Source organism: Nesterenkonia sp. K-15-9-6 (assembly GCF_052656005.1).
Genome location: NZ_JBQYEY010000004.1, coordinates 22,540 through 48,643, shown reverse-complemented (window position 1 = coordinate 48,643; position 26,104 = coordinate 22,540). Strand labels below are relative to the sequence as shown.

Genomic DNA, 26,104 nt, shown 5'->3' with positions numbered 1-26,104 from the left:
CCGGGCCGCTCCGGGGCTCGGAGCCGCCACAGGGCGCTGATGCGCGCCAGCTCCACACCGGGAGGGTCCCAGATGACGTCTGGGGCCCTCCCGGTCTCTGTGGCAGGGGAATCTCTGCTTCAATGGATGTCTGGCAACCGTCACCTGGATCCATCGATGAGGAGTCCATCCGTGTCCACTGAGAACACTGAGTCCCCCGTGTCCGCCGAGCAGGGCGCGACCACGGTCAACACCGGCCTGGCCCACATGCTCAAGGGCGGCGTCATCATGGATGTGGTGACCCCCGAACAGGCGAAGATCGCCGAGGAGGCCGGCGCTGTGGCTGTCATGGCTCTGGAGCGGGTCCCCGCGGACATCCGCGCCACCGGAGGCGTGGCTCGCATGTCGGATCCGGACCTGATCAGCGGCATCATCGAGACCGTCTCCATCCCTGTGATGGCCAAGGCCCGGATCGGCCACTTCGTGGAGGCCCAGGTGCTGGAGCACCTGAAGGTGGACTACATCGACGAGTCCGAGGTGCTCTCCCCCGCCGACTATGTCCACCACATCGACAAGTCCAAGTTCTCGGTGCCGTTCGTCTGCGGCGCCACCAATCTGGGTGAGGCCCTGCGCCGCATCACCGAGGGCGCCTCGATGATCCGCTCCAAGGGTGAGGCCGGCACCGGCGACGTCTCCGAGGCGATGAAGCACATCCGCACCATCACGGCGGAGATCGCCGAGCTCAGCTCGAAGGCCGAGGACGAGCTCTACGTGGCGGCCAAGGAGCTGCAGTCGCCGTACGACCTGGTCAAGCAGGTGGCCCGAGACGGTCGTCTGCCGGTGGTCATGTTCGTCGCCGGCGGCGTGGCCACCCCCGCCGACGCGGCCATGATGATGCAGATGGGCGCCGACGGCGTCTTCGTGGGCTCCGGGATCTTCAAGTCCGGGAATCCGGCCGCCCGCGCCGCGGCCATCGTCAAGGCCACCACCTACTACGACGACCCCGCGGTGATCGCTGAGGTGTCCAAGGGCCTCGGCGAGGCCATGGTGGGCCTGAACGTGGCCGACGTCCCCGCACCCCACCGTCTGGCCGAGCGCGGCTGGTGAGCCCGCAGATCGGTGTCCTCGCGCTGCAGGGGGCGGTGGCCGAGCATGTTCGTGCTCTGACCGCCTCCGGCGCAGAGGTCCGCACGGTCCGGCGGCCGGCTGAGCTCGACGGCCTCGACGGCCTCGTCGTCCCCGGCGGGGAGTCGACGGCCATCGCGCGGCTGGCCGCCCCCGTGCAGATGATGGAGCACATCCACCGGGCGCATCAGGACGGGCTGGCGCTGTTCGGGACCTGCGCGGGGCTGATCCTGATGGCCCGCGAGGTCTCCGACCCTGCCGCCCTGGCCGGCTTCCCCCGGATCGGTGGACTCGACGTCGTCGCCCGTCGCAACGGCTACGGCAGCCAGCTGGACTCCTTCACCGAGCAGCTGGACGTCACCGGGCTGGACGAGCCGCTGGAGGCGGTCTTCATCCGCGCTCCGGTGATCGAGGAGGTCGGGGACGGTGTGGAGGTCCTGGCGGAGTCCCGTGGACTGCCGGTGGCGGTCCGCGAGGGTCGGGTCCTGGCGACCAGCTTCCACCCCGAGCTCACCCCGGATCATCGCCTCCACCAGCTGTTCGTGGACATGGTCGGCGCCGTGTGAGGTGCGTCTCGTCCATTCGGGCTTGTAAGCTCGTGTCCGATCGCTGGACCTGCTTCATCACCGCCCGCCGCGCCCCGAGGAACGCATGACTGCACACGACGACGTCGCACGGATGGCCGCCGACCCGGCCACGGACTGGGACACGCTGCACTGGATCGCAGAGAACCATCCGGAGCTCCGCCCTGTCGTCGCGGGCAATCCGAACACCTATCCGGAGCTGCTGGAGGCCCTGGCCGATCTGGATGATCCGGCGATCAACGACGTCCTGATGCGGCGGTTCCTGCCCCCGGACCAGTGGCCCGAGCCCGAACCGGAGCCCGAGCCGGAGCCCGAGCCGGAGTTCGAGACTCAGGACGAGGAGCGCGGGGCGGCCGCGGGCCTCCTGCTTCCCGGAGACGACCTCCCGGAGGAGCAGCAGCCGGACCAGCAGGATGCTGGCGCAGTCGGTGCAGTCGGTGCAGTCGGTGCAGTCGGCGCGGCCGGGCCGGGGGCCGATGCCGCCGCGGGGGAGCCCGCAGATGCCGAGGCCGACGACGACCAGCCCCACCGCCGCCGTCGGGTCGCCGTCGTGCTCCTGGCCGTGCTGCTGCCGCTGATCGCGATCGGTGCGGTGGTCGTGCTGGGGCTGATGATCCTGGGCGATCGAGGCGCACCTGTGGCCGAGCAGACCCCGGCGCAGGAGCCCACCGCGTCCGAGCCGGAGGAGGCCGAGCCGTCGCCCGAGCCGGAGCCTGAACCGGAGGGCCCTGACCTCGACGAGCTGCGCGCCGCGCTCCAGGAGGTTCCCGAGGAGAGCGAGTGCGAGGACCCGCGGGCCGATGCGGAGCCCTTCGAGCTGCTGGCCGAGGCCGGCGAGGAGCAGGACGAGTGGAGTCAGGAGGACGAGGGGCTGGTCCAGGAGACGCTGGAGGATCTCCGCACCGCCTGTGACGACCCCTATGCGGCTCATGTGTATCTGCTGCTGGGCGGCGAGGAGGCCTCCTCCGGCGAGCTCAGCGCCGCCGTCGCGGACATGGGGATCGACTGGTTCAACTACGCCTTCCCCGCTGGCGACGCCGCGGAGATGACCTCGTTCTCCTCTCCCACCGGCAACGTCGTGTGCGAGATCGGCGACTCGCTGCGCTGCCGGGTGCTGGAGCACAGCTTCGACGCCCCGGACGGCTGCGAAGACGGCACCACGTACCGGATCCAGGTGGACGTGGGCCCCGAGCCTGACTGCGAGGACCAGCTCTCCCCCGAGGACGAGCCCCAGGTGCTGCAGTACGGCCAGACCGCGCAGAACGGATTCTTCGCCTGCGCGTCGTTCCCCGCGCAGATGTCCTGCTGGAATCAGCTGACCGGTGAGGGCATCAACCTCTCCTCCACCAGGAACAGCGTCTACTGAGGCCCCGGCTTCGGGGGTGATCATGTCTGAGCATCGACCCCCGCTGTCACCCTGGCCGGAGGACCCACCACACCACGGCGCGGTGACGCTGCGCGCGGTCCAGGACGCCGACGTCGAGATGGCCCGTGAGCTGTCCGAGGACCCGTACGTGCCCCTGATCGGCACCCTGCCCGCCCACGGCTCCGGGGAGGAACTCACAGCCTGGATCCGGCGTCAGCAGGGCCGGCACGCGGAGGGCACAGGCTTCGCCTTCACCATCACCGATGCCGACGACACCCCGGTGGGCCATTGCGGCCTGTGGCTGCGGAACCTGCACCAGGGCCGGGCCTCCGCCGGATATGCGATCACCCCCTCTGCCCGAGGCCGAGGCCTGGCGGCGGACGCCCTCAACGCCCTCACCCGATTCGGGTGGAGCCTGGAGGGCCTGCACCGGATCGAGCTGTTCATCGAACCGTGGAACACCGCCTCCGTACGCACTGCGGAACGGGCAGGCTATGTGCGGGAGGGCCTGCTGTGCAGTCATCAGGAGATCGGCGGCAGGCGCCGGGACATGCTGCTCTACGCGGCGGTGCGGCCGTGAGCCGGTTCCCCGAGGCTCGCCCGCGAGCCTGACGGGACCCTGTCGACGATGCTCGTTGCGAGGGCGAGCACTCCGCGGCCCACGGCCCGGGGTCAATCGTTCGGGCATGCGCGAAGAGCCCGACCGGAATCTCTTCCGATCGGGCCCTTCGGCTTCTCGTTGCGGGGGCAAGATTTGAACTTGCGACCTCCGGGTTATGAGCCCGGCGAGCTACCGAACTGCTCCACCCCGCGTTGACTTGTATTACTTTACCGGCGCATGAGCCACACGCAAAATCGAGACGAACGATCGGCCTGTGATCTCCGTCTCCCGGGCCGCAGAACCGTGACGTCCCAGGTCAGCCTCGGGTAGCGTCGGTGCCTCCACCGACAGTGACCCTCGTGACGCCGCCGGAGGCTCCCGTGATCTTCGATCTGCCGCTTCACCCGCTCGTCGTCCATGCCGTGGTCGTGCTGGTGCCGTTGGCCGCACTGCTGCTGGTCCTCGCGATCTGTGTGCCCCGTCTGCGTGCGGTCTGCGGACCGCTGGGGGTGATCCTCGCCGTGGCGGGGGCGATCTCCGCCGTCGTCGCGGACCAGTCCGGTTCGATCCTCACCGAGTACGTGGGCACTCCCGAGGAGCACATCCGCTGGGGGCTGCCCACCGTGTTCTCCTCCTCAGCGATGGCGCTGTCCTCGCTGCTGTGGTTCTTCCTGCGCGGCCGGCGTCTCCCCCGCCTGCTGTTCGGCGCCCTGACCATCCTCAGCGGAATCGCCGCGGTGACCTTCACCATCCTGGCCGGCCACAGCGGAGCCGAGGCCGTCTGGGGCGGGCTCAGCTGACCCGACGCTGCTGCTCCAGACCCCGCTGCACTGGACCCCGCTGCCCCAGACCCCGCTGCCCTCGTCGAGTTGGTCTGGAGTTGTCGGTACTCGATTCGATCGAGTCGACTACGCATAACTCCAGACCAACTCAACGTCACGAGAACCCGCACCGACACTGAGCCCAGAGACGACGGCGGGGCCGGCTCCCCGTGAAGGGAACCGGCCCCGCCGTCTGCGGTCCAGCTGGAGAACCCCGCTCCGGGGTTCCGCGGCCAGCTCCGGAGGCCGGAGCCTCCGGAGCTGTGAGGATCAGTCGCCGGCGATGGCCTCCTCGGCCGCCAGTGCGTCCTCCACGGCCTGCTGGAGCTCGGCCTGCGCCTCACCGTAGGCGGAGAAGTCACCCTCCTCCAGAGCCGCCTGCGAGTCCTGCATGGCCTGGTTGGCCCGCTCCAGGGCGTCGGCCAGCTGCTCCTCCGGGGATCCGGTCGGGGCGTCCTCCACCGTGGGCTCGTCATCCTCGGTGGTGGCGTCCTCATCCTCGGTCGGGGCCTCGAGGTCCTCGTCCTCGGTCGTGGCGTCGTCCCCGGTCGGGGTCTCCACGTCCTCGTCCACGGCCTCACCCTCGACCCCGGCACCCTCGGCCACGGCGGCACCGGAGTCGCCGCCGAAGACCTGGTCCAGCGCCTCGCCGAGGGTGTCGGCGAAGCCGACCTCCTCGCCGTAGGAGACCAGCACCTTCCGCAGCAGCGGGTAGGCGGTGGCACCGGTGGACTGCACGTACACCGGCTGCACGTAGAGGATGCCTTCACCGGCCGGCAGCGTGACCATGTTGCCGTTGATCACCTCGGAGGCACCCTGACGCAGCAGGTTCAGCTCCTGGGAGACCACCGAGTTCGAGTCGAAGTTCGCCTGGGTCTGACCCGGGCCCGGCACGGCGGTGTCACGGGGCAGCTCCAGCAGGTGCAGGCTGCCGAAGTCCTCGTCCTTCACGCCGTCCTCGCCGGTGCCGGCGTCGCCGTTGGCGGCCAGGAAGCCGTAGAGCACGTTGCGCTGCTGGGCGCCCTCGGTGATCTGCGGGATGAACGTGGAGGTCAGGGAGAACTTCGGCTCGTCCTGACCCGGCATCTGCAGGGTCATGTAGTACGGCGGCTGCTTGACCGCTCCGTCGCCCTGGGTCGGGTCGTCCGGCACGGACCAGGCGTCGTTGTTCTCATAGAACGCACCCGGGTCGGTCACGTGGTACCGGCCCAGCAGCTCACGCTGCACCCGGAACATGTCCTCCGGGTAGCGGACGTGGTCCATGAGCTCCGCGCTCATCTCCGAGTACGGCTGCAGTGACTCGGGGAAGACGTTCTCCCAGGCCTTGAGGATCGGGTCCTCGTCGTCCCAGGCGTAGAGCGTCACCGAGCCGTCATAGGCGTCCACGGTGGCCTTCACCGAGTTGCGCATGTAGTTGACCTGGCCGGAGAGCACCTGGCCGCCCTGCGTCAGGGCGTCGGTGGTGGCCGACTCCAGCTGCTGCTGCATGGAGTACGGGAAGTTCGTCGAGGTGGTGTAGCCCTCCACGATCCACTTCACGCGCCCGTCCACGATGGCCGGGTAGATGTTCTGGTCCACCTCCAGGAACGGAGCGACCTTCTCCACACGCTCACGCGGATGCCGGTCGTAGAGGATCTGCGACTCCTCGTTCATGTCGCCGGAGAGCAGGATCTCCGGGGACTGGAACTGGATCGCGTAGACCAGCCGGTTGAACAGGTTGCCCACAGAGGGGCCGCCCTCGCCGGAGAAGGTGTAGACCGTGTCCGCATCCGAGTTGCCAGAAGCGGGGCGGTCCAGCTCCATGGGGTCCGCACCCTCCGGCGCACCGACGATGGAGAAGTCGGTGGTGTTCTCGCCGAAGTAGATGCGCGGCTCGTAGTCCTCGTCGCTGGCCAGCTGGCCGCGGGTCGGGATGTCTCGCAGGGTGAAGTCGGGGCGACCCTCCGGGGTCACCGTGGAGGCGTTGGCCGCCACCAGACCGTAGCCGTGGGTGAAGATCAGGTGCCGGTTCACCCAGGAGGCGTCGTCGGCCACGTTGACCTCGCGGGCGGCGATGACGGTGTCCTCGCGCTCCCCGTCGACCTCGTAGCGGTCGAAGCTCAGCGTGTCGTTGAACGCGTAGTACTGACGGAACTGCTGGAGCTGGCCGAAGGAGGCCGAGACCAGGTTCGGGTCCAGCAGACGGATGTTCTGCGTGTTGGCCGCGTCCTCGGCGAGCGCACCTTCGGCAGCCCGCGTCTCGGCGTCGTAGTCGTCCTGAGTGATCTCATCGAACCCGTAGGCGAAGCGGGTCATCTCCATGTTCCGCTCGATGTACGGGCTCTCCAGGGTGCGCTCCGAGGGACGCACCTGGTACTCCTGCACCAGGAAGGGGTAGACCGCGCCGCCGACGATCGCGGTGACGATCAGCACGGCGGTGCCGATGATGCTGAAGCGCCAGCGACCGGTCACGGCGGTGACGATGAAGATCCCCGCCACCAGGACTGCGGCGACGGCCAAGATGGTCTGCGCCGGGATGACGGCGTGGACGTCGGTGTAGAGGGCGCCGGCCCAGTTGCCGTCCTGGTTGGTCAGGGTCGCATAGCGGTCCAGCCACCAGTTGACGCCCTGCAGCAGCACGAAGATCGCCGCGGTCACGGCGATGTGCCAGCGGGCGGCCTTCTCGATCACGAATCGGCCGCTGGGCTCGATCCGGATGCCGCCGTAGAGGTAGTGGCAGATGATCCCGGCGATCCCGGCCACCAGGACGGCGGAGATGAGGAAGCCGTTGATGAAGCCCAGGAACGGCATCGTGAACACGAAGAACGCGAAGTCCAGGCCGAACTCAGGGTCCGTCATGCCGAACGGCTCCTGGTTGAAGAACAGCAGCACCTCCTCCCAGGCGCCGGAGGCCGCCGTCCCGGCGAAGAAGCCCATCAGGACCGGCAGGCCGATCATCAGCAGGCGACGCATGGAGGTCAGCGTGTTCTGGTAGCGCTGGATCGACTCGTTCATCTGTCGATCCAGGGTCTGCGGCCGGCTGCGGAAGGCCAGGAAGAGGCTCAGCCAGACCAGGGCACCCATCACCAGGAACCCGGCCAGGAAGATCCCGAGCCGGCTGAGCCGCTCGACCCAGAAGACCTCCGAATAGCCGACCTGGTTGTACCACATGATCTCGGCGTAGAAGCCGGAGGAGATCACGAACGCGCCGATCAGCACCGCGATGATGATGATCGTCAGCGTCAGCGCGGACGGACGCCGCGGACCGCTGCGCTGCGGACGCTGCGATCCGCCGCCGCCGGACCCCCCTCTGCCGGAACCGCCGTCGTCGTCAGAGCCGCCCGAGCCGAACAGGCCGGAGCCGCCGAAGGGGTTCGTCGAACCGAATCCCTGGGAGAAACTCACATCTACCCTCTCTTCGTCCCGGCCGGCGTCGTCGGTGCTCGATCCGTCCGGGACGTTGTGCTGTTGTGCTGGTCTGCTGCTGGTCTGGTCGAGTTGTTCAGGTGTCGTCGTCGTGGTCGGGGCCGCCGCAGGCTGCGCGGCGGGGTGCCGAGGTCTCAGCTGCCGCAGGCCTCGAGGGAGGCGAGGTAGGCGTCATCGTCATCCCGAACCGCCTCCACGATCTGCCGAGCCTGGTCGACGTCGTCGACCCCGTGGAGCTCCAGGCCCCGGGGCGTCCGGCCCTCGAGCTCCGCGCAGTTGTCCCGCGGGACCAGGAAATGGTCAGCGCCGGCGTCCCGCGCTCCGACCACCTTCTGCGCGATCCCGCCGATGGGACCGACAGTGCCGTCGGGATCCACCGTCCCGGTGCCGGCCCAGTCCTCGCCGCCGGTCATCGACTCCTCGGTGAGACGGTCGATGATCCCTAGGGAGAACATCAGCCCCGCGCTGGGGCCCCCGACGTCCTCCAGAGTGATCTCGACCTCCACCGGGAAGTCGAAGTCGCCCTGGAGCATGATGCCGACGTAGTAGTCGCCATCCGCCTCCTGGTAGGTGGGGACCTCGACGTCGAACTCCTCACCGTCCCTGGTCACTGTCAATTCTACCGGCTGACCTGCGGCGTCGTTCACAGCTTCGCGAAGTCCCTCGACGCCGGAGACCGGGTCGCCTCCTGCGGCGAGCACTTCGTCGCCGACCTCGAGCACCTCAGTGGTGCCGACGTCGGCGGCCTGCGGGGTGAAGTCGATGACACGCAGCCGCTGCCCGTAGTCGACGCCCAGCGCGTTCAGGGCCGCCGCCGTCGCCAAGTCCTGGGAGCTGGTCATCGCAGCGGTGTTCATCTGCTGGACCTCCTCGGCGGTGGTGCCCGAGGGGTAGACCAGCTCCTGCGGGAGCACGTCCACGGTCGGATCGAACCAACCGCGGACGACCTGCGGCACATAGACCACCGATGTGGGGGCTCCGTTGACGTAGACGGTGGTCATGTTCAGCGACCCCTCGGTGGAGTGCGTCTCCGCCCCATCGATGCTGATCATCGGCTCGTCGCCGCGCTCCCCGATGGTGTCGAACACTGGTCCGGGAGATTCGGTCAGATACGGGGCGGGGGTCCCCAGGAGGGCCGCTCCGAGGACGACCGCTCCCAGACCGCAGGCCAGCTGCACGGTGCGACGCACGGTCCAGCTGTGGGTGGGGCCCGCTGGGGGCGCGTCAGGGTCCCAGGGCGGCGGGATGGATGCGGCCACACCCACCCGCTGAGCCGGCTCCGTGCCCGTGCCGTATCCCAGATGCGGGGGCTCTGCCGGCCGCCCCGAGGCAGTGAATCGTCCAGTCATAGTGATCCGGGCCATTGTCTCATCACCCGCGGAGGACGGCGAACTGGGCTGACGGACGCTGCCGCGGGAGCTGCCGACGGCCGCTGGGCGGCGTGCCCTCATCGGCGTCGTCCTGGTGATTCGCCGGCGCCGCCCCGGGCACGGGACGCGCGCTTCCTCCCTGCGCGAACTGGCCCACGCGCCCACAGACACCGTCCATGGCCCGGCAGTAGGCTGGGAGGTCCAGAGACCCAGGCGGATCGACCACTCAGGAGCAGCTCATGAATGCCGACGATTCCGGACGCCGCGGCGAGGACCGCGACGACGAGGGCCGCGAGGAGAACGAGGGCGACCAGCCCCAGGACCCCATGGAGGAGATGTTCCGCCGCATGTTCGGCGGAGAGCCCGGGCAGGGCAGCCCTGCAGGGCAGGGCCCGTCGATCGGCTTCACCGGCACTCCGGGCCAGGGCGGGCCCCAGCTGCCCGAAGGCTTCGACCCGTCGCAGCTGGGTCTGCCGCAGATGGATCCCCAGATGATGCAGCAGATCATGGGACAGGTCCAGGCGATGTTCTCCGCCATGCAGAGCTCCTCCGAGGAGGACCGGCAGGGCCCGGTCAACTGGACCATGGCGAAGCAGGCCGCCCGCCAGGCCGCGGCCGGCGACGACCCGAGCGTCTCTCCGGCCCAGAGCCGCGCCGTGGACGAGGCCCTGCGCCTGGCTGACATGTGGCTCGACGGCGCCACCGGCTTCGAGTCGGTGGGCCAGATCGGTCAGGCCTGGGCCCGGGCTCAGTGGGTGGAGGAGACCTTCGACTCCTGGCGCCGCCTGACGGAACCCGTGGCCGAGTCGGTGGCCGAGGCGCTCTCCGGAGCCATCAAGGGCCAACTCGACGAGCAGGGCTCGGGGTTCCCCCCGGAGATGCAGGCCATGATGGGCGGGGCCGGGGCCGAGCAGATCAGCGGCATGATCCAGTCCATGGGCGGCATGGCCTTCGGCATGCAGCTCGGCCAGGCGGTGGGTGCGCTGGCCAAGGAGGTGCATTCGGCCTCGGACATCGGCCTGCCGCTGGCCGGGCGCACCATGGCGCTGCTGCCGAAGAACGTGGAGGAGTTCAGCGCCGGCCTCCAGGTGGACAAGCAGGAGGTCCTGCTGTTCCTGGCCCTGCGGGAGGCCGCAAGGATGCGGCTGTTTGCCCAGTGCCCGTGGCTGGAGCAGGACCTGTTCAATGCGGTGGCTCAGTACGCCGCCGGGATCCACATCGACATGGGTCGCATCGAGGAGGCCGCCTCGCAGATCGACCCGACCAACCCGGAGGCGATGCAGGAGGTCCTCGGCGAAGGGCTGTTCACCCCGGAACGGACCCCGATGCAGGACGCCGCTCTGCGGCGCATCGAGACCACCCTCGCCCTGGTGGAGGGCTGGGTGGACGACGTCGTCTCGCAGGCCGCCGAGCACCTGGAGTCGCTGCCTGCACTGCGCGAGACGCTGAACCGACGCCGGGCCACCGGCGGCCCGGCCGAGCACACCTTCGCCGCGCTGGTGGGCCTGGAGCTGCGTCCGCGCCGCCTGCGCGATGCGGCCGCCCTGTGGGCGCACCTGCGGGAGACCTCCGGGATGACCGGCCGGGACGAGGTGTGGGCTCACCCGGACGTGCAGCCCACCGAGGAGGACCTGGACGACCCGCAGGGCTTCCAGGCCCGCCAGGAGGAGCGCGCCGCCGAGTCCGCCCGCATCGACGAAGAGCTGCAGAAGCTGCTCGACGGCGGTTACGACGGCCCCAGCAGTTCGGGCGGTCCAGGCGGCTCGGGCGGTCCAGGCGGCTCGGGTGATTCCGGGGGCTCGGATGACTCCGGGGATGATCCGAAGAGTTCGGACTGAGCCCGGCACGAGCAGTCCGACGACGGCGGCACGTGGCGCGCGCTGATCGCCCCGGTGCCGCCGTCGATCCACAGCACAGCGTCCGTCAGCGCCGGCAGCTGCGGGCCGGCGAGCAGCTCCCCCAGCTGGTGGATGAGCAGATGCGCCGCCATGCCCTGCAGCGGCCAGACCGCCGCACCGGAGGCGAAGAACGCCATCGGGGCACCATCGTCTCCTCCGTCTGCTCCCCCGATCCCGAGGCTGCTCCCCTGCCGCTGCAGGCAGTCTGGGCAGGGTGCCGGCCCGCCGTCCGAGATGACCGGGCCCAACATCATCCCGTCAGCTGTGGTGAGGACGGGCAGCACGCGGCGTGACTCCCGCAGCCCGGCGATGAGTTCCTCCCGCCTCGGCCAGCCGGGGGCGCCGGCGTCGGTCTCCCGGATGAGGACCTGCACGTCCGCGGCCTGCACCACGCCGTCCGGCGGGCAGGACAGCACCGTCACCCCGTCGGCGGTCTCCGCGAGCGCGTCGGCGAGGTCCTCCGCCCGCAGACGGTCCGGGCCTCCCGCGTGCCGTCGGCCGACCTCCGGCGGCGGATCGGCCGGGGCGGCGTCGCGCAGCACCACCGTCCCCACGCCGTGGCGCACCAGGAGGTCGGCCAGAGCTTCACCGCACGACGTCAGCCCGTCCACCAGCACACAGGACTGGGCCAGCCGGGTGCGGCGCACCTCGGCTGCCGATACTCCCGTCTCGCGCTCGAGCACTCCGTGGTTCCACAGCCGCTCCACCACGCGCGGAGCGGCATCCACCGGCACCCCTCTGTCCAGCTGACGCGCGGCGGCGAGCAGCGCCTCGGCGTCTCCCTCCAGGAGCACCGAGGCTGTCCCTGAGCGCAGGTGGAGCGTGGTCTCGCCCACGCCGGTGACGGTCGCCCGGGGCGGCAACCGGTACACCGGGCCGGCTGCTCCGAGCTCCAGATCCACGTTCTCCAGGTCGTCGGCGCCGGCGGCGTCCACAGCGGTGAGGTCCATGACGACATCCTGGCAGAGTTCAGGCACCGACTCTCAGAGTTATCCACAGGCTGCTCTGACCTGGGGTGATGGGCGGTGACCACGCGGCTCCCCTCATGGGGAGGTCCCCTGTCACCGGCCGCCGCTAGACTCTCCTGCGACCGCCCCACACCCACCACCGCGCCTCTCCCACAGCACAGCCCCGGGCAGCACGGCACAGCACAGCACCAGGAGGACCGATGCCTCGCAGCTCCACCGATCGGCGCCGCGGCTCTGCCGGGCCGCAGGACGCCCAGCGGATCATGGTCGACGGCGATGAGGTGCTGGTGATCCGCTCCCCTCGTAGAACACGCACCGTGACCGCCGACCAGGTGGACGGCACGCTGCGGCTGCGGGTGCCGTCCCGACTCAGCCGCGCCCAGGTGGATGAGCATGCGCGGGCCTTCCAGCAGAAGCTCCGGCGCCGTGCGGAACAGCGCCGACGGACCGACGAGGAGCTGATGCGCCGCGCCCTGGAGCTCTCTCGAGAGCATCTCGACGGCATCCCCCGGCCGACCTCGGTGGTGTGGTCGGACCGGCAGACGACCCGCTGGGGCTCCACGACCTCCACGGAGGGGACCATCCGGCTGTCGTCGCGTCTGCAGAAGATGCCGCTGTGGGTCCAGGACGCCGTGCTGGTGCATGAGCTGGCGCACCTGATCGAACCGGGGCACGGGCAGCGGTTCCAGGCCCTGGTGGCCCGCTATCCCCGCACCCGGGAGGCCGATGCGTTCCTCGAGGGCGTCAGCTTCGCCTGGAGCCATCCCCAGTGAGGGCCAGAGTCTGACGGAGACCCGATGATGCCGGGGCGCCCCAGCGACGGGCCTCATCGGCGCCCCAGCGACGCGCCTCATCGGCGCCTCAGCAGCGCGTCTCAGCCGCGGCGGGCCTGGGCCGCCTCGCTGAGGACGGCTTTGAGCGCCTCACCGTGCTTCTCCAGCTTCCTCTCCCCCACCCCGGGGACCTGCAGCAGCTCGGCGTCGGTGCGCGGCATCCGCTCGGCGATGACCTCCAGGGTGGCGTCGGTGAACACCACGAAGGCCGGGACGTCGAGCTCCTTGGCGTGCGAGGACCTCCAGGAGCGCAGTCGCTCGTAGAGCTCCTCGTCGTAGCGGGCCGGACAGTCCTCGCAGCGGCGGCGCTTGACCTCGGTGCCGGTGGTCAGCACGGTCCCGCAGGAGGAGCAGGTGGCGGTCCTCTTCTTCGCCCGCGAGTTCGGGTTCACCGTCCCCGACGACGGCGCGATCCGTCGGGTGGGCTCCTCCAGCCCGAGCTCACGGCGCAGCGGCCGCAGGAACCTCGACGGGCTGCGTCGGCCCCGGCCCCCGGAGTGCCGGGACTGGGCGGAGGACATGTACAAGTGCTTCCGGGCGCGGGTGATGCCCACGTAGAGGAGTCGGCGCTCCTCATCGATCTCCCGCTGGGTCTTGGCGAAGGTGATCGGCATCAGCCCTTCGCTGAGTCCGGCGAGGAAGACCGCGTCCCACTCCAGGCCCTTGGCCGAGTGCAGGGAGGCCAGGGTGACGCCCTCCACGGTGGGGGCGTGCTGAGCGGCCGAGCGCTCCTCGAGCTCGGTGATGAACTGCCGCATGGTGAGCGTCTCGTCGAGCATCTCCCGTTCGGCGTGCAGCTGATCGGCCAGGCCCACCAGCGCGGACATCGACTCCCAGCGCTCCCGCACCGCACCGGTGCCCTCGGGGGCCTCGCGGCGCCAGCCGTGGGAGGAGAGGATGTCACGCACGGTCTTGGGCACGCCGTCGCCGCTCTCCTCCACCAGGGAGGAGGTACGCAGCGCGGCGAGCGCCTCGCGGACCTCCCGTCGGGAGAAGAAGCGTTCGGAGCCGCGCAGCTGGTAGGAGATGCCGGCGGTGGCGAGCGCCTGCTCGAAGGCTTGGGACTGCCCGTTGGTGCGGTAGAGGATCGCGATCTCGCTCAGCGGCACCCCGGAGTCCCGCAGCGCGACGATCTGCTCGGCGATCCAGCTGGCCTCGGCGTCGTCGTCGGCATGCTGGGTCAGCGACGGGGCCGGCCCGTGCTCGCGCTGAGAGATCAGTCGCAGCGGATCCGGCCACGCGGGCGGCTGCTCACCCTGGGCCTGCATCTGGGCGCGGATCTTCGCCTGCTCCCGGGTGCGGTCGGCCAGCAGCACGTTGGCCAGCTGCACCACCTGCGGGGTGGAGCGGTAGTCCCGCACCAGGCGGACCATCTTCGCCTGCGGATGCCGGCGGGTGAACTGCAGCAGGTGGTCCGGGGTCGCGCCCGTGAAGGAGTAGATGGTCTGGGCTGCGTCTCCGACCACGCACAGCTCCTCCCGGCCACCCAGCCACAGATCCAGCAGACGCTGCTGCAGCGGGGAGACGTCCTGGTACTCGTCCACCACGAAGTGCCGGTACTGCTGACGCACCTGCGCGGCGACCCGTTCGTCGTCCTCGAGCATGCCCACCGTCAGCAGCAGCACGTCCTCGAAGTCGATGAGGTGCTTGTCCAGCTTGACGTCCTCATAGGACTGGTAGAGCTTCGCGAAGGTGCGATGGTCCACTCCCCCCGGTTCGGGGCGGTGGGCGGCGAGCTCCAGGTAGGAGTCCGGGGTCAGGGTCGAGACCTTGGCCCACTCGATCTCGGAGGCCAGGTCCCGCAGGGCGGCCCGGTCGGTGGAGATGTGCAGCCTCCGGGCCGCCTCGGTGAGCAGGCGGACCTTATGGTCGAGGATCTCCGGCATGGTGCCACCGATGGCCATCGGCCAGAAGTACTGCAGCTGGCGCAGGGCGGCGGCGTGGAAGGTGCGGGCCTGCACGCCGGGGGCGCCCAGGGCGTTGAGCCGTGAGCGCATCTCGGCCGCGGCCCGGGCGGTGAAGGTCACGGCCAGCAGCCGGTGGGGATCGTAGACGCCGGCGCGCACTCCGTAGGCGATGCGGTGGGTGATGGCGCGGGTCTTGCCGGTGCCGGCGCCGGCGAGGATGCACAGCGGCCCGGTCAGCGTGCTGGCGGCCTCGCGCTGCTCGTCGTCGAGCCCGGCGAGGACCGCGTCCGGAGCCTGAGGATCGGACGGGGTCGAGGTCATCGCGCTCCTCTGCTCCAGATGTCGACGTCGGGCAACGTGCCACCGTACCAGTGTTCGATCAGCCCTCGGGAGATCGAGGCCCGCGGCGGGATGCCGATGCGGCCCTCGGCGACCTGCTGGTGGAGCTCCTCCCGGGTGAACCAGCGGACGTCGCGGATCTCATCCTCATCGGCATGGGCCACGGCGTCGCGGGTGTGGGCCAGGTAGCCCAGCATCAGCGAGCGTGGGAACGGCCAGGCCTGGGAGCCGATGTACTCCACGCGTGCGACGGCGGCGCCGGCCTCCTCGGCGACCTCGCGCACCACCGCGTCCTCCAGGGACTCGCCGGCCTCCACGAAGCCGGCGAAGGTGGAGTACATGCGGGCGTCCCAGCGGGTGGCAGAGCCGAGCAGCAGTCGGTCCTGGGGATCCACGACGGCGGTGATGACGGCAGGGTCGGTGCGGGGGAAGTGTTCGGCTCCGCAGGCCGGGCACTGCCGCATCCAGCCGGAGCTGCGCACCTCGGTGACGGCGCCGCAGCGAGGGCAGTGCGCGGAGTTCGCATGCCAGTTCAGCACGGCGGTGGCCTGGGTGAGCAGTTCGCCCTCCAGCGCGGGCAGGTGGGCGCCGACGGAGCGCAGGTCCGCCCAGCGCAGGACCGGGTGCTCGGTGTCGGAGACGCCGTTCCGATCGCCCGACTGACGCATGACTCCGCTGTCTGCGTGGCCTGATGGCCGGGCGGAGGACGACTCGGTGACGGACGCCAGGTCGCCGTCGTGGGCCTGCCCGGGGGCGGGCACGGCGATCAGGTGCCGCGGACGTTCCTCATGAGTGGCCTCTGAAGCGGCTCCTAGGGGTGCCGCTCCCAGGTAGACGGCGTCTTCGGGCAGCGGGCCCTCGGGCGCCTCGAAGACCAGGCGCAGGCGCGAGGTGTGCGCGACGTCGTGTTCTGTCCCGTTCCGGGAGCCTTCGGCGTCAGGGCCGCCGTCGGAGCGGGCGGCGCGCACCGGGGCGCGGCCGCCGTCGAGCCGGAGCACACCGGTGCCGGGAGCGGTCCAGACCTCCGCCAGCCAGTCGTGACGCTGTCGATCCTGGTCCCGCCGGTCGATGCGGGGACGGGTCAGCGGGAGGTCGAGAACACCGGGTGCAGACTGCATGGATCTACCGTAGCGCTCGGCGGTGACTGGTCCGAGCCTGAGGAATTGAGGAACACGGCGTGGCCTAGCGGTCCCGGAGCACCCCGAGACCATACGCTGGTGACCGTGCGATGGACATCGATGGAACTGGCGGCGCTGGCCACCGCCGCCGTGCCGGGCCTCTCCCCGACCGGCGTGGCCGCCGTCGCCGACGACGCCCGCGACTTCACCTCGGCGATCGTCATCGATGCCGAGGGCAACCGGTGGCGCATCCGGTCTCCGCAGCACCAGGAGGCGGCGATGCGCCTGGAGACCGAGCTGCAGGTGCTGCGCGGCTTCTCCACCGCCATCCGCGCCGAGCTGCCCTTCCGGGTCCCGTCGGTGGCCGGTGCGGTGCGCCGCGGCGAGATGCGCACCTTCGTATACAACCATCTTCCCGGCCAGACCCTGGAACTCGAAGAGCTCACCTCCTCCGGCGCCGAGGTGATCGGCGACGTCGGCCGCACGATCGCCGCGATCCATGATCTGGACGAGTCCGTGGTGGACAACGCGGACCTGCCCCGCTATTCGGCCGAGAGGTTCCGGCAGCGTCGCCTCAACGAGCTCGACCAGGCCGCCACCACCGGGCAGATCCCCTCCACCCTGCTGCGCCGCTGGGAGCACGCCATGGAGGAGAAGGAGCTGTGGGACTTCACCCCGGCGGTGGCCCACGGTGACCTGCACGAGGACAACCTGCACGTGGACGGCGAGCGCGTGGTGGCCGTGACGGGGTGGACCGACCTGCACATCGGGGACCCCGCCGACGACTTCGCGTGGCTGACCGCCACCCCTGACCCTGACTTCGCCCAGGCGGTGCTGACCGCCTACCAGGAGCATCGCCGGGGGCCCAGTGATCCGCACCTGATGCGCCGGGCCGCACTGACCGCCGAGTTCGCCCTGGCCCAGTGGCTGGTCCGTGGACACGCCACCGAGAACCGGGAGATGATCGACGAGGCGTTGAACCTGCTGCGGCAGCTCGAGGAGGACATCGAGGCCCACGGCGGGCAGCCGATCGCCCTGACCCCGATGGAGGGTGAGGAGCCCGCGGAGGCGCAGGACTCGCGTCCGGTGGCTCGCGCCGGGGCGGCCGCCACGGTGGCCGACACCGGCGAGTGGGCCGACTCTGGAGCAGGCGATCACGAACCCGCGGTGATCACCGACGCCTCGGCCGATGAGGACGCCTCCGCTGAGGGCTCCCCCGACGAGGACGGTGCTGAGAACCAGGACGCCGAGGACTCGGACGCCGGGGCCGCAGCCGAGACCGGTGCTCAGGACCAGGGGGCCGGTCAGGCTCGGGCTGATGCTGCGGCCGAGGCGCCGACCGAGTCCGAGTTCGACGACGAGACCCCGACAGGGCAGTTTCCCGCGGTCTCGGCCGGCTCCCCCGGCATGGCCGGGGCTCCCGCGGACGAGCAGCCCACCGGTGCGATCCCCCAGCAGGTGGACGATTCGCACTTCCTGGATGACGACGACGTCCCCACCGGGACGATCTCCCCGGTGCCGCCGGCAGGAGCCGGCTCACCCGGCGCTGAACGGCACCCGTCCTCGGGTTCACTGCCCATCCTGCCGGATGAGGAGTCCGAGAAGCGGTCCAAGCAGAAGAACTACTTCCCGGCGAAGTCCGCCGACAGCGCCCGTTCCGCGGACAGTGCTCGCTCCGCGCCCAGCGCCGACACCGGCTCCCATGCGGTCGTCGCCGACGCCACCGGAGCCGACGATCGAGCGGATTCCCAAGACGCCGTCGGGACCGCTCATGACAGCGAGGCCCCGGCGACGGAGCCGAAGACAGCCGAGGTCACTTCGGCCGAGACGCCGACTCCCGGCCCATCAGGCGAGCAGTCAGGCTCCGGTGAGGCGCCGTCGTCGTCCGGCACGCGAGACTCGGTGTACTCGGCGTATCCGGGGCTGCGCCCGCCGGGCTCCTGATCCGCCCCCTGACGGGGGCCTTCCGGCGCCGTCGCGCTGGCTCGCTTCCCTTGGGCCAGCCCGACGGCGCCGGTGCTGTGCCAGCTATGTGACAGCTATCTCCTTGCGGGAGGGAATGTGTGTCCCGTACCGCGGGTTGTCGCCTGCGTGTTCAGCACACCGGTGTGCTCTCTTCTGACGAACGCAGTCCTGTCTTCCGCGCCGCCCTCGGCGTGCACACCTGATTGACGAGGGGATTCTCCGTGCCGACCTCCCACCATGCTCCGCAGACCGATTCCGCGCACCCCGCCACCAGCGACATCCCCCTGGTGACGGAGGACCCGCGGTTCTCCCGACGGCAGATCGCCATCGCGATCGTGGCGCTGTCTCTGGGCGGCTTCGCGATCGGTGTCACCGAGTTCGCGATCATGGGCCTGCTGCAGGAGGCCGTGGCCGATCTGGGGATCACCATCCCGCAGGGCGGCCACCTGATCAGTGCTTACGCCCTGGGTGTGGTGGTCGGCGCCCCGCTGCTGTCGCTGCCCGGGGCGACCCGGGAGCGGCGCAGCTATGCGCTGTTCCTGCTGGGGCTGTTCGTGATCGGCCACGGGCTGAGCCTGGTGGCGCCGAACTACGAGACGATGCTGGCCGCCCGGTTCATCTCCGGGCTGCCGCATGGCGCCTTCTTCGCAGTGGCGGCACTGATGGCCGCGCAGATGGCGGGTCCCACCCGTCGGTCGAAGGCGATCGCCGCGGTGCTCGGCGGCCTGGCGATCGCCAACGTCATCGGTGTCCCGGTGGTGACGTGGGCCGGTCAGCAGTTCGGGTGGCGCTGGATGTTCGCCATCGTGATCGTGCTGGCGCTGATCACCATGGCGGCCGTCGCCGTCTTTGCGCCGCGGCAGATGCCGTCGAAGCACGCTTCGATCATGGGCGAGCTGAAGGGTCTGCGGTCCCAGAAGCTGTGGGTGGGGATCCTGTTGGCCGTCATCGGGTTCTGCGGCATGTTCGCCCTATACTCCTACATCTCCCCGGTGATGACCGACGTAGCCCTGCTGGACCCCCGCTACCTGCCCTATGTGGTGGGGCTCTACGGGGTCGGCATGGTGGTCGGCAACTTCGTGGGCGGCTGGGCCGCCGACAAGTCGGTCCTGGGGACCGTGATCATCTCCATGGCGCTGATCGCCGTGTTCATGGTGCTGTTCGCCTCCACCGCGCATGTCGTGGTGCTGGCGCTGCTGTTCCTGTTCCTGGTGGGGGCCTCGGCCTCCTGCCTGAGCCCTGCCATGCAGACCTTCCTGATCGACTCCGCGCCGCGGGCACCCCAGCTGGCGGCCTCGCTGCACCACTCCGCGTTCAACGCCGCCAACGCCCTGGGCGCCGTGCTGGGCGCGGCCGTGATCGATGCCGGATGGGGTCTGCGGGCACCCAGCTATGTGGGGGCGGTGGCCGCCGGTGTGGGTGTGCTGATCGCCGCCTATGTGATCTGGCTCAGCCGCCGGGAGGCCGCGCGGGTCTGAGGCTGCTCAGCGCGCGACCCACGGGCTCTGCGGAGCAGCCGGGCGTCCGGGAGGTGGCTGGCATCGGGGGCAGAAGTAGATGACCCGATCCTCCTGGGCGGCGCGTCGCTGGGCCGCTTCTCCTGACGTGGCGCGCTCGATGCGTCCTCGGCAACGCAGGCAGGGCTTTCCCTCGCGGCCGTAGACCCACAGGTCGGTACCGCCGCCAGGGGTGCCCGTGGTGCAGCGTCGAGGGCGCAGCTTGTTGATGCCCAGGAGGCGGTGTGCGAGGGCCAGAACACGCTCCAGGTCTGGAACGCTGCGGACGGGAGTCTCCGGGTGGATCCCGGCGAGGAAGCAGATCTCACTGCGGTAGACGTTCCCGACGCCGGCCAGGTTCCGTTGGTCCAGCAGCGCGACGCCGATGGCCCGGTCCGGCTGGGTGAGCAGGCGGCGCCGGGCCTCGCCGGCGTCCCAGTCGTCTCCAAGGGGGTCTGGCCCCAGGTGCGCCAGGTGCTTCTGTGCCTCGGCAGGGCTGAAGACGTGGAGCTCCCCCAGGGAGAAACCGACCGCCTGGTGATCAGCGGTGGTGAGGACACAACGGGCGGTGTGGCCGGGGCGCCTCCAGTGGGGCCTGCTGCCGTCCGCCGGGAGGCCGTAGACATGCCAGGTGCCCTCCATCTTCAGGTGCGAGTGCAGTACGGCCTGAGGCAGGTGGATCAGCAGGTGCTTCCCTCGGGAATGGACCCTCTCGATGGTCTGACCAGCGACGTCGACGGCGGCAAAGGCCGGGACGCGAAACTCGGAGGCGAGCAGGGTTCTGCCTGCCAGCGCCCCGTGCAGGAGCGCGGCCTCGCGGTAGATGCTGTCGCCTTCGGGCATGGGTTCAGTATCGGTGATGGTCGCTGATGGCTACGAATGCACGTGGAAGGCCCAGGCCATCACTGGGATCGGTCCGAGCTCGCCGCCTAGGATAGGGGCATGTCTGGCGTCCCGTTCACCACCACTGCCGATGTCCACTCCGAGTCCTTCGCTGGCCGGCTGCGGGCCGCCTCCGCAGAGGACTGGGAGGCCGCGGTCCATCACCGGTTTGTGGAGGAGCTGTTCGCGGGAACGATCAGTGATGAGGTGCTCGCGCGCTATCTGGTGCAGGATTATCAGTTCTTCGACGCCTTCGTGGCGATGCTGGGCGCCTGTGTGGCGACCACGGGCTCGCGAGCCGCGCGGCTGCGCTTCTCCCAGCAGTTGGGGATGCTGGCAGCTGACGAAGACGGGTACTTCCGGCAGTCCTTCGCGGAGTTGGAGGTGCCGCAGCAGGAGGTGGAGAACCCTGCATTGGCCCGCCCCACGGAGGAGTTCGTGACGCAGATGTGGGAGGTCGCACACGCGCGGGACTACGCCGACCTGTTGGTGGTGTTGGTGATCGCAGAGTGGCTATACCTGGATTGGGGCGAGTTGGACCGTGAGTTGCCCACGACGCCCACACACCGCGGTTGGATCGATCTTCACCGTGGAGATGAATTCCGCGCCTGGACCCAGTTCCTGATCGATGAGCTCAATCGCGTGGTCCCTGACCAGGACGACGATGCGGCCGCGCGCCTGGCAGATCGCTGGCACCGGGTGGTGGGCATCGAGCGCGCGTTCTTCGACGCTGCGTACGAGGCGTGAAGTGCGGTAGTCACCTCACACTAGCCAACGGGCGCAGCATCCTTGAATGTATCGAATCGCGCCTCCACATAGTCACGGCGCGGCTGCCACTTGCGCGGCGTGGGGAGAACCCGCAAAGACTGCCCTTCATGGCCCTGCAATCCGTGCCTGAGCATCGGTCCGTCGACTTCTTCAAGAATGTCCCGTCGGATATGGATCCGGTAGTCGGGAGAGATCCCCATAATGTTGGCGTCGTACGCGGCATGGTGGATTTTGCACATGGCCAGCCCGTTATTGACGGCGGCACGCCCTCCATCGCTGTCGGGGATGACGTGGGCGGCGTCAAGTAGCGAGCCATGCCTGAGTTCACAGACGGCACACCGGGTTCCATAGGCCGCCAACACGATTGCTCGGAAGTCTTCCTGATGGTCCCGAGACATGATCATTCGTTTAGTGTGCCTGGTGGCGATCTCCACGGCATTGGGAGCGAAACCGATGTCGACAGGTGACCCTGGTGTCCACGTCTGTGAGACGTCCAGGAGGAAGTCACCCTGCGCCGCGTCGTACCCGACCACATAGGTGGGATAGATAGCGCGGTACTGGCCTTGCGTAATACCTCTGAAGTAGACAAGGGGCATCCTGAGCTCATGAGCCTTGTGTAACCATCCGTTGTGAGTCTGGTTCGTGGCTTGTTCTTTGTACCGCGCGATGCCGTCAATAGGCGTTCCATCGTCATATACGAACTTCCGGTCGGTCCGTGCCTCCTCAGGCTTTGTCTTGATGGACAGCGCAGCCGACATGACACGAGGCTTAAAGATCCCCTGCGGACGCAGCGCCAAGGCCACTCCATACGGATTCTCCTGGCTAAAGGCCAGAATGTCCTGCCATGTCAGTGCTTCGTGACCTCCCCTGGTCTTTCGATCGAGCCAGGAGAATGCGTAGTCGCGAATAGCTGCATCGAGTTCGAGGTCTTCACTGCCCATGAGCTTCTCCAGTCTGATGCCGGTGCCTGAACGGTAGTCCTTCTACGACTGCCTGACGAGCGCCTTACTCCCCGAAATGTCTCCGGGCCCCACGGATGTGCGCTTCCAATGCGTCCGCCTCGGGCAGGTCTGTGCCGGGCACCGTGACCCCGTGCTCCACGTAGAAGAACGAGGCCTCGATCTGGTCCAGCGGCACCCCGTAGAGCCGATGGAAGGCCAACCGGTACACCGCCAGCTGCAGCTGCTTCTCCGTGAGGTCCTTCCCTGTGGGCACCATGCCGGTCTTCCAGTCGACCAGGTGCCACTGGCACTGCTGCATCTGAGCGTTTCGTTCTGCACTCGGCATCAGCTCCCAGCGGTGGTGGTCCTGAGCGGTGAGGTCCCGACCGTCCTGGTCACGGCCGAAGACGGCGTCGATCCGGCCGCGCACTACCACACCATCGATGGAGGTCTCCACGGGGATCTCGGCGGCGTACAGCTGACGCTGCGCCCACTCGGTGTCGGTGAACTGGTCCTTGACCTGGGCGAGGTCGAAGGCGTCGTCGAGCTCTTCATCCCCCCTCCCCGGCTCTTCGATGTCCGGGAGCCGACTGCGGGTCTGGTAGAACTCCTCGATCCATTCGTGCATCACCGTGCCGCGGCGGGCCGCCTGAGAGGGCTTCACCGGCACGGGCCGGCGGGCGAACTCCGCCACGCCTTTGGCGTTCTGCGCGAGGCCGACCACCCCGGAGACGCTGATGTGTGACGGGAAGGAAGGTAAGCCGCTCCCCCGCCGCTGGGAGCGCACCCTGTCGACGATCCACTGGGCTTCCTGCTCCCAGGGCGTCAGCTCGGCCTGGGCCTGAACCCCGGCGTCGGCCTCCAGCTCGGCCGCCGCGGTGCGCACCAGGTCGGCCGAACGTGTGAGGGCCGGGCGGCGCCCCGGTACCTGCGCTGGGGCTTCGATCAGCTCCATCGTCGCCAGCCGGGCCTCACCTTCAGGCGCTTCCTGCTTCCGGTAGCGGGCGATGGGCATCGGAGCCAACGGATCATAGGGCCAGTGCGCCCCAAGCACCTGCCCGGCCAACGGGTTGGCGGTGAGGTCCTCGACCTCGGCCCACGCCAACCGGTTCTGACCAGCCCCGCCGTCGGCGTCGACGACCTCGCGGATCTCTTCCAGGAACTCGGAGGGCTCCTGGCCCTTGCTCGGTCCGTAGAAGCAGGCCCCCGTGCAGATCAGCAGGTGCCTCGCCCGGGTGACCGCCACATAGGCCAGGCGTCGCTCCTCCTCCCGGGTGAAGTCCCGGACGTCCTGGGAGTAGACGGGGTTCTCCTCGGTGAACTGCTTCCAGGCGCCGAACCCGGCGGACACAGCCCAGGCCCGCAGCTCCTCCTGGTCCGACTCCCACTGCGGGATGCTGCGGCGATCACCGCGGAGACGGGCCGGCAACATCCCGTTGCTTCCGGTCCAGCGATCAGCCTGCTTGCTGGGGAACTTCTCCTCCCGCAGGCCCGCCACCACGACCACATCCCATTCGAGTCCCTTCGAGGCGTGCACGGTCAGCAGCTGCACCGCCCCGGGCCGGGGCTCGACGTCGGCCTGCTCGAGTCCTCGCTCGCGCTCCTCCGCGGCATCCAACCAGTCCAGAAAGCTGCGCAGGTCCGGGGTGGTCTCGGTAGCTGCGTAGCCCTCGGCCTCATCGATGAGCGCATCCAGCTGCCGAGCCGCATGGTGCTGCTCCTCCCAGGGCCGGGCGGCGACCTCAATGTCCAGGCCGGTGTCGCTGATGACTCGTTGGATCAGCACACCGATGTCCAGCCCGGTCCACTGACGCAGACGCCGGATCTGATTCTTGGCCAGCACCAGGCGGCGATGGCCCTCAGCCGACAGTCCGAGCCTCTCCGCCTGCTGCGGGTCGTCCTGGAGACGCTCCAGGGCTTCCACCAGGGACGAGCGCTCGTCCATCTCCAGTGCAGTGGACTCGTACCGGTCCTCCGCATCCGCACCGTCGGCGGTCTCCTGGTCGGCATCGGTTCGCAGACGCAGACCTTCCAGGTCACGGGCCGCACGCTGCAGCTGGACCAGGTCCTTGGGCCCGATACGGTACCTAGCTCCGGCCAGGATCCGGATCAGCGCATCAGAACGGCCGGGGTCCGCCACCACCCGGAGATAGGCCAGCACTTCGGCCACCTCCGGGGTCCTGAGCAGCCCGGAGAGCCCCACCAGCTCGTACTCGATGCCGGCGGCCCGCAGGTGCTCCGCCACCGTCTCCAGCTGGGCGCGGGTCCGGGAGAGCACCGCGCAGCTGGGACGGTCCGCACCAGGCAGCACGTCAAGGGTGTCAGCCAGCTGGGCGGCGATGGCCTGGGACTCCTCCGCCTCGGAGCTGAACCAGCCGACGCGGACCGTGCCGTCCCCCGCGCCGTCCGGGGAGCTCAGAGGCTTCAGCCGGGCACGCAGATGCGCATTGTGCTGCCGCCAGGGCTTGCCCAGGGAATCGGCCGAGTCCGGGCGAAAGGGCTCCACGATCCGATTGGCGACCTCAAGGATGGTGCGGCCGTTGCGCCAGGCGACGGTCAGCTGCTTCAGATCGGCGGCTCGGCGGTCCCCAGTGGCCGGATCCACAGCAGGGAAGGCCTGGGGGAAGTCGAAGAGCTGCCCGGCTGAGGCGCCGCGGAAGCCGTAGATCGACTGGTTCGGATCCCCCACAGCGGTCACCGCGTGCCCCACGCCGCCGGATTCTCCGCGCCCGTCGATCCCGGCGCCGTACAGGTGGGAGAACAGCGCCAGCTGGGCGAAGGAGGTGTCCTGGAACTCGTCGAGCAGCACCACCTTGTACTTCTCGCGCTCGGCGGCTCCCGCGCTGGGCACGTCCATGGCGATCTGCGCGGCGAAGCGCAGCAGGTCCCCGAAGTCCATGAAGCCCTCGTGACGCTTGGCCTCCTGGAAGCGACGCACCAGCTCTGCCATTTCGCGGCGCACACGCAGCGACTGGGCGAGAGCGATCTGTTCCTTCTTCGGTGAGGCCCCATCGGCGACCCACCCGTCGTAGCGGGCGAGCTCCACATCCAGGTGAGCCTCGACGTCGTCGGGGGTGCGCAGATGCTCCGCACAGTCCGAGGCGAGCTGCATGACCTGGCCGGCGAGGTTCCCCGCAGACTGCTCCGCGTCCACGAGCACCTGGGCCCGCTCGTAGCTGCTGGCGATGCGGTGCACCATCTGCCAGGCCTTGGCCTCCCCGATCAGCTGGGTCTCCGGCTCCAGGCCGATGTGCAGCCCGTACTCTCCTACCAGGGTGTTGGCGTAGGAGTGGTAGGTGGACACCGCCGGGGTCAGCAGCTCCGAGATCGACTGGGTCCGGGCGTCGTCGACAAGCTCCGGAGGGACGATGTCCTCGGGGGCGATCAGGTCCGCTTCGATGAGCTGACGCAGCCGCCCGGTGATACGCTCCTTGAGCTCACCGGCGGCCTTCTTGGTGAAGGTGACTCCGAGGATCTGATCGGGCCGAACGAGGCCGTTGGCGACCAGCCACACGACCCGGTCCGCCATCGTGGCGGTCTTCCCCGAGCCGGCGCCGGCGACCACGAGCATCGGATCAAGGCCGGCTTCGATGACGTCCTGCTGCTCCGGAGTGGGATAGAGACGCTTCTCCGGCGGGGTGTCCCGCTGGAGGGCATCGGCGATGTCCCGGGCGCTGTGGCGGACGGTGGCCACACGGGCAGCGGAGTCTGCGTCGGGCACGGTATCTCCTGTGGCGA

General features: G+C 69.5%; 18 protein-coding genes and 1 tRNA gene. 10 read left to right on the top strand and 9 right to left on the bottom strand.

Annotated elements, in window-relative coordinates:
- Positions 1–171 precede the first annotated feature (171 nt).
- The 4 genes from pdxS (at position 172) to SD455_RS03575 (ending at position 3,634) form a co-directional block, all read left to right on the top strand.
- Positions 172–1,086, top strand: coding sequence for a pyridoxal 5'-phosphate synthase lyase subunit PdxS (gene pdxS / locus SD455_RS03590; protein WP_445507272.1), 915 nt, complete (start codon positions 172–174; stop codon positions 1,084–1,086).
- Positions 1,083–1,670 (top strand): pyridoxal 5'-phosphate synthase glutaminase subunit PdxT, encoded by a 588-nt coding sequence (gene pdxT / locus SD455_RS03585; protein ID WP_311023540.1) that lies wholly within the window; start codon positions 1,083–1,085, stop codon positions 1,668–1,670. The genes pdxS and pdxT overlap by 4 nt, the downstream gene beginning before the upstream one ends.
- Before the next feature lie 85 nt (positions 1,671–1,755).
- A complete protein-coding gene (locus SD455_RS03580) occupies positions 1,756–3,054 on the top strand; it encodes a variant leucine-rich repeat-containing protein (RefSeq protein ID WP_445507271.1) in 1,299 nt (432 codons plus the stop codon).
- Between the two features lie 22 nt (positions 3,055–3,076).
- A complete protein-coding gene (locus tag SD455_RS03575; RefSeq protein ID WP_445507270.1) occupies positions 3,077–3,634 on the top strand; it encodes a GNAT family N-acetyltransferase in 558 nt (185 codons plus the stop codon).
- A 159-nt stretch (positions 3,635–3,793) separates the two neighbouring features.
- Here the strand turns inward: SD455_RS03575 and SD455_RS03570 are convergent.
- Positions 3,794–3,867: transfer RNA gene (locus tag SD455_RS03570), tRNA-Met, on the bottom strand.
- 147 nt (positions 3,868–4,014) lie between these two features.
- Here SD455_RS03570 and SD455_RS03565 point away from each other — a divergent pair.
- The gene (locus SD455_RS03565) at positions 4,015–4,455 is read left to right on the top strand and encodes a DUF2231 domain-containing protein (RefSeq protein ID WP_445507269.1); all 441 of its coding nucleotides are present in this window, start codon (positions 4,015–4,017) and stop codon (positions 4,453–4,455) included.
- A 291-nt stretch (positions 4,456–4,746) separates the two neighbouring features.
- On the opposite strand, the gene SD455_RS03560 is transcribed toward SD455_RS03565, so the two are convergent.
- Both SD455_RS03560 and SD455_RS03555 read right to left on the bottom strand, forming a co-directional pair.
- Positions 4,747–7,860 (bottom strand): UPF0182 family membrane protein, encoded by a 3,114-nt coding sequence (locus tag SD455_RS03560; RefSeq protein ID WP_445507268.1) that lies wholly within the window; start codon positions 7,858–7,860, stop codon positions 4,747–4,749.
- 155 nt (positions 7,861–8,015) lie between these two features.
- Positions 8,016–9,230: a YlbL family protein gene (locus SD455_RS03555; protein WP_445507267.1), complete on the bottom strand. Its 1,215-nt coding sequence runs from the start codon at positions 9,228–9,230 to the stop codon at positions 8,016–8,018.
- A gap of 260 nt (positions 9,231–9,490) precedes the next feature.
- Between SD455_RS03555 and SD455_RS03550 the strand changes: the two genes are divergently transcribed.
- Positions 9,491–11,089, top strand: coding sequence for a zinc-dependent metalloprotease (locus tag SD455_RS03550; protein WP_445507266.1), 1,599 nt, complete (start codon positions 9,491–9,493; stop codon positions 11,087–11,089).
- Here the strand turns inward: SD455_RS03550 and SD455_RS03545 are convergent.
- Entirely contained in the window at positions 10,978–12,099 is a 1,122-nt protein-coding gene (locus SD455_RS03545; RefSeq protein WP_445507265.1) for a hypothetical protein, read from the bottom strand. The two genes, SD455_RS03550 and SD455_RS03545, sit on opposite strands and share 112 nt — an antisense overlap.
- Before the next feature lie 218 nt (positions 12,100–12,317).
- Here SD455_RS03545 and SD455_RS03540 point away from each other — a divergent pair, with 218 nt between their 5' ends.
- Positions 12,318–12,890 (top strand): M48 metallopeptidase family protein, encoded by a 573-nt coding sequence (locus tag SD455_RS03540; RefSeq protein WP_445507264.1) that lies wholly within the window; start codon positions 12,318–12,320, stop codon positions 12,888–12,890.
- Between the two features lie 101 nt (positions 12,891–12,991).
- Here the strand turns inward: SD455_RS03540 and SD455_RS03535 are convergent, their stop codons facing one another.
- Both SD455_RS03535 and nudC read right to left on the bottom strand, forming a co-directional pair.
- Entirely contained in the window at positions 12,992–15,178 is a 2,187-nt protein-coding gene (locus SD455_RS03535; protein WP_445507263.1) for an ATP-dependent DNA helicase UvrD2, read from the bottom strand.
- Positions 15,175–16,314, bottom strand: a complete 1,140-nt coding sequence (gene nudC, locus SD455_RS03530) for an NAD(+) diphosphatase (RefSeq protein WP_445507262.1) — start codon at positions 16,312–16,314, stop codon at positions 15,175–15,177. The genes SD455_RS03535 and nudC overlap by 4 nt, the downstream gene beginning before the upstream one ends.
- Positions 16,315–16,419: 105 nt before the next feature.
- Here nudC and SD455_RS03525 point away from each other — a divergent pair, with 105 nt between their 5' ends.
- A complete protein-coding gene (locus SD455_RS03525) occupies positions 16,420–18,258 on the top strand; it encodes a phosphotransferase (RefSeq protein ID WP_445507261.1) in 1,839 nt (612 codons plus the stop codon).
- Between the two features lie 242 nt (positions 18,259–18,500).
- Entirely contained in the window at positions 18,501–19,757 is a 1,257-nt protein-coding gene (locus SD455_RS03520; protein WP_445507260.1) for an MFS transporter, read from the top strand.
- 6 nt (positions 19,758–19,763) lie between these two features.
- On the opposite strand, the gene SD455_RS03515 is transcribed toward SD455_RS03520, so the two are convergent.
- Positions 19,764–20,618 (bottom strand): Fpg/Nei family DNA glycosylase, encoded by an 855-nt coding sequence (locus SD455_RS03515; protein WP_445507259.1) that lies wholly within the window; start codon positions 20,616–20,618, stop codon positions 19,764–19,766.
- A gap of 99 nt (positions 20,619–20,717) precedes the next feature.
- On the opposite strand from SD455_RS03515, the gene SD455_RS03510 reads away from it, so the two are divergent.
- On the top strand, positions 20,718–21,404 hold the full coding sequence (locus SD455_RS03510; protein ID WP_445507258.1) for a TenA family protein: 687 nt from the start codon (positions 20,718–20,720) through the stop codon (positions 21,402–21,404).
- 20 nt (positions 21,405–21,424) lie between these two features.
- Here the strand turns inward: SD455_RS03510 and SD455_RS03505 are convergent, their stop codons facing one another.
- Together SD455_RS03505 and SD455_RS03500 are read right to left on the bottom strand one after the other, a co-directional pair.
- On the bottom strand, positions 21,425–22,366 hold the full coding sequence (locus SD455_RS03505) for an HNH endonuclease (RefSeq protein WP_070159365.1): 942 nt from the start codon (positions 22,364–22,366) through the stop codon (positions 21,425–21,427).
- Positions 22,367–22,430: 64 nt separating this feature from the next.
- A complete protein-coding gene (locus SD455_RS03500) occupies positions 22,431–26,087 on the bottom strand; it encodes an ATP-dependent DNA helicase (protein ID WP_070159363.1) in 3,657 nt (1,218 codons plus the stop codon).
- Positions 26,088–26,104: the final 17 nt, after the last annotated feature.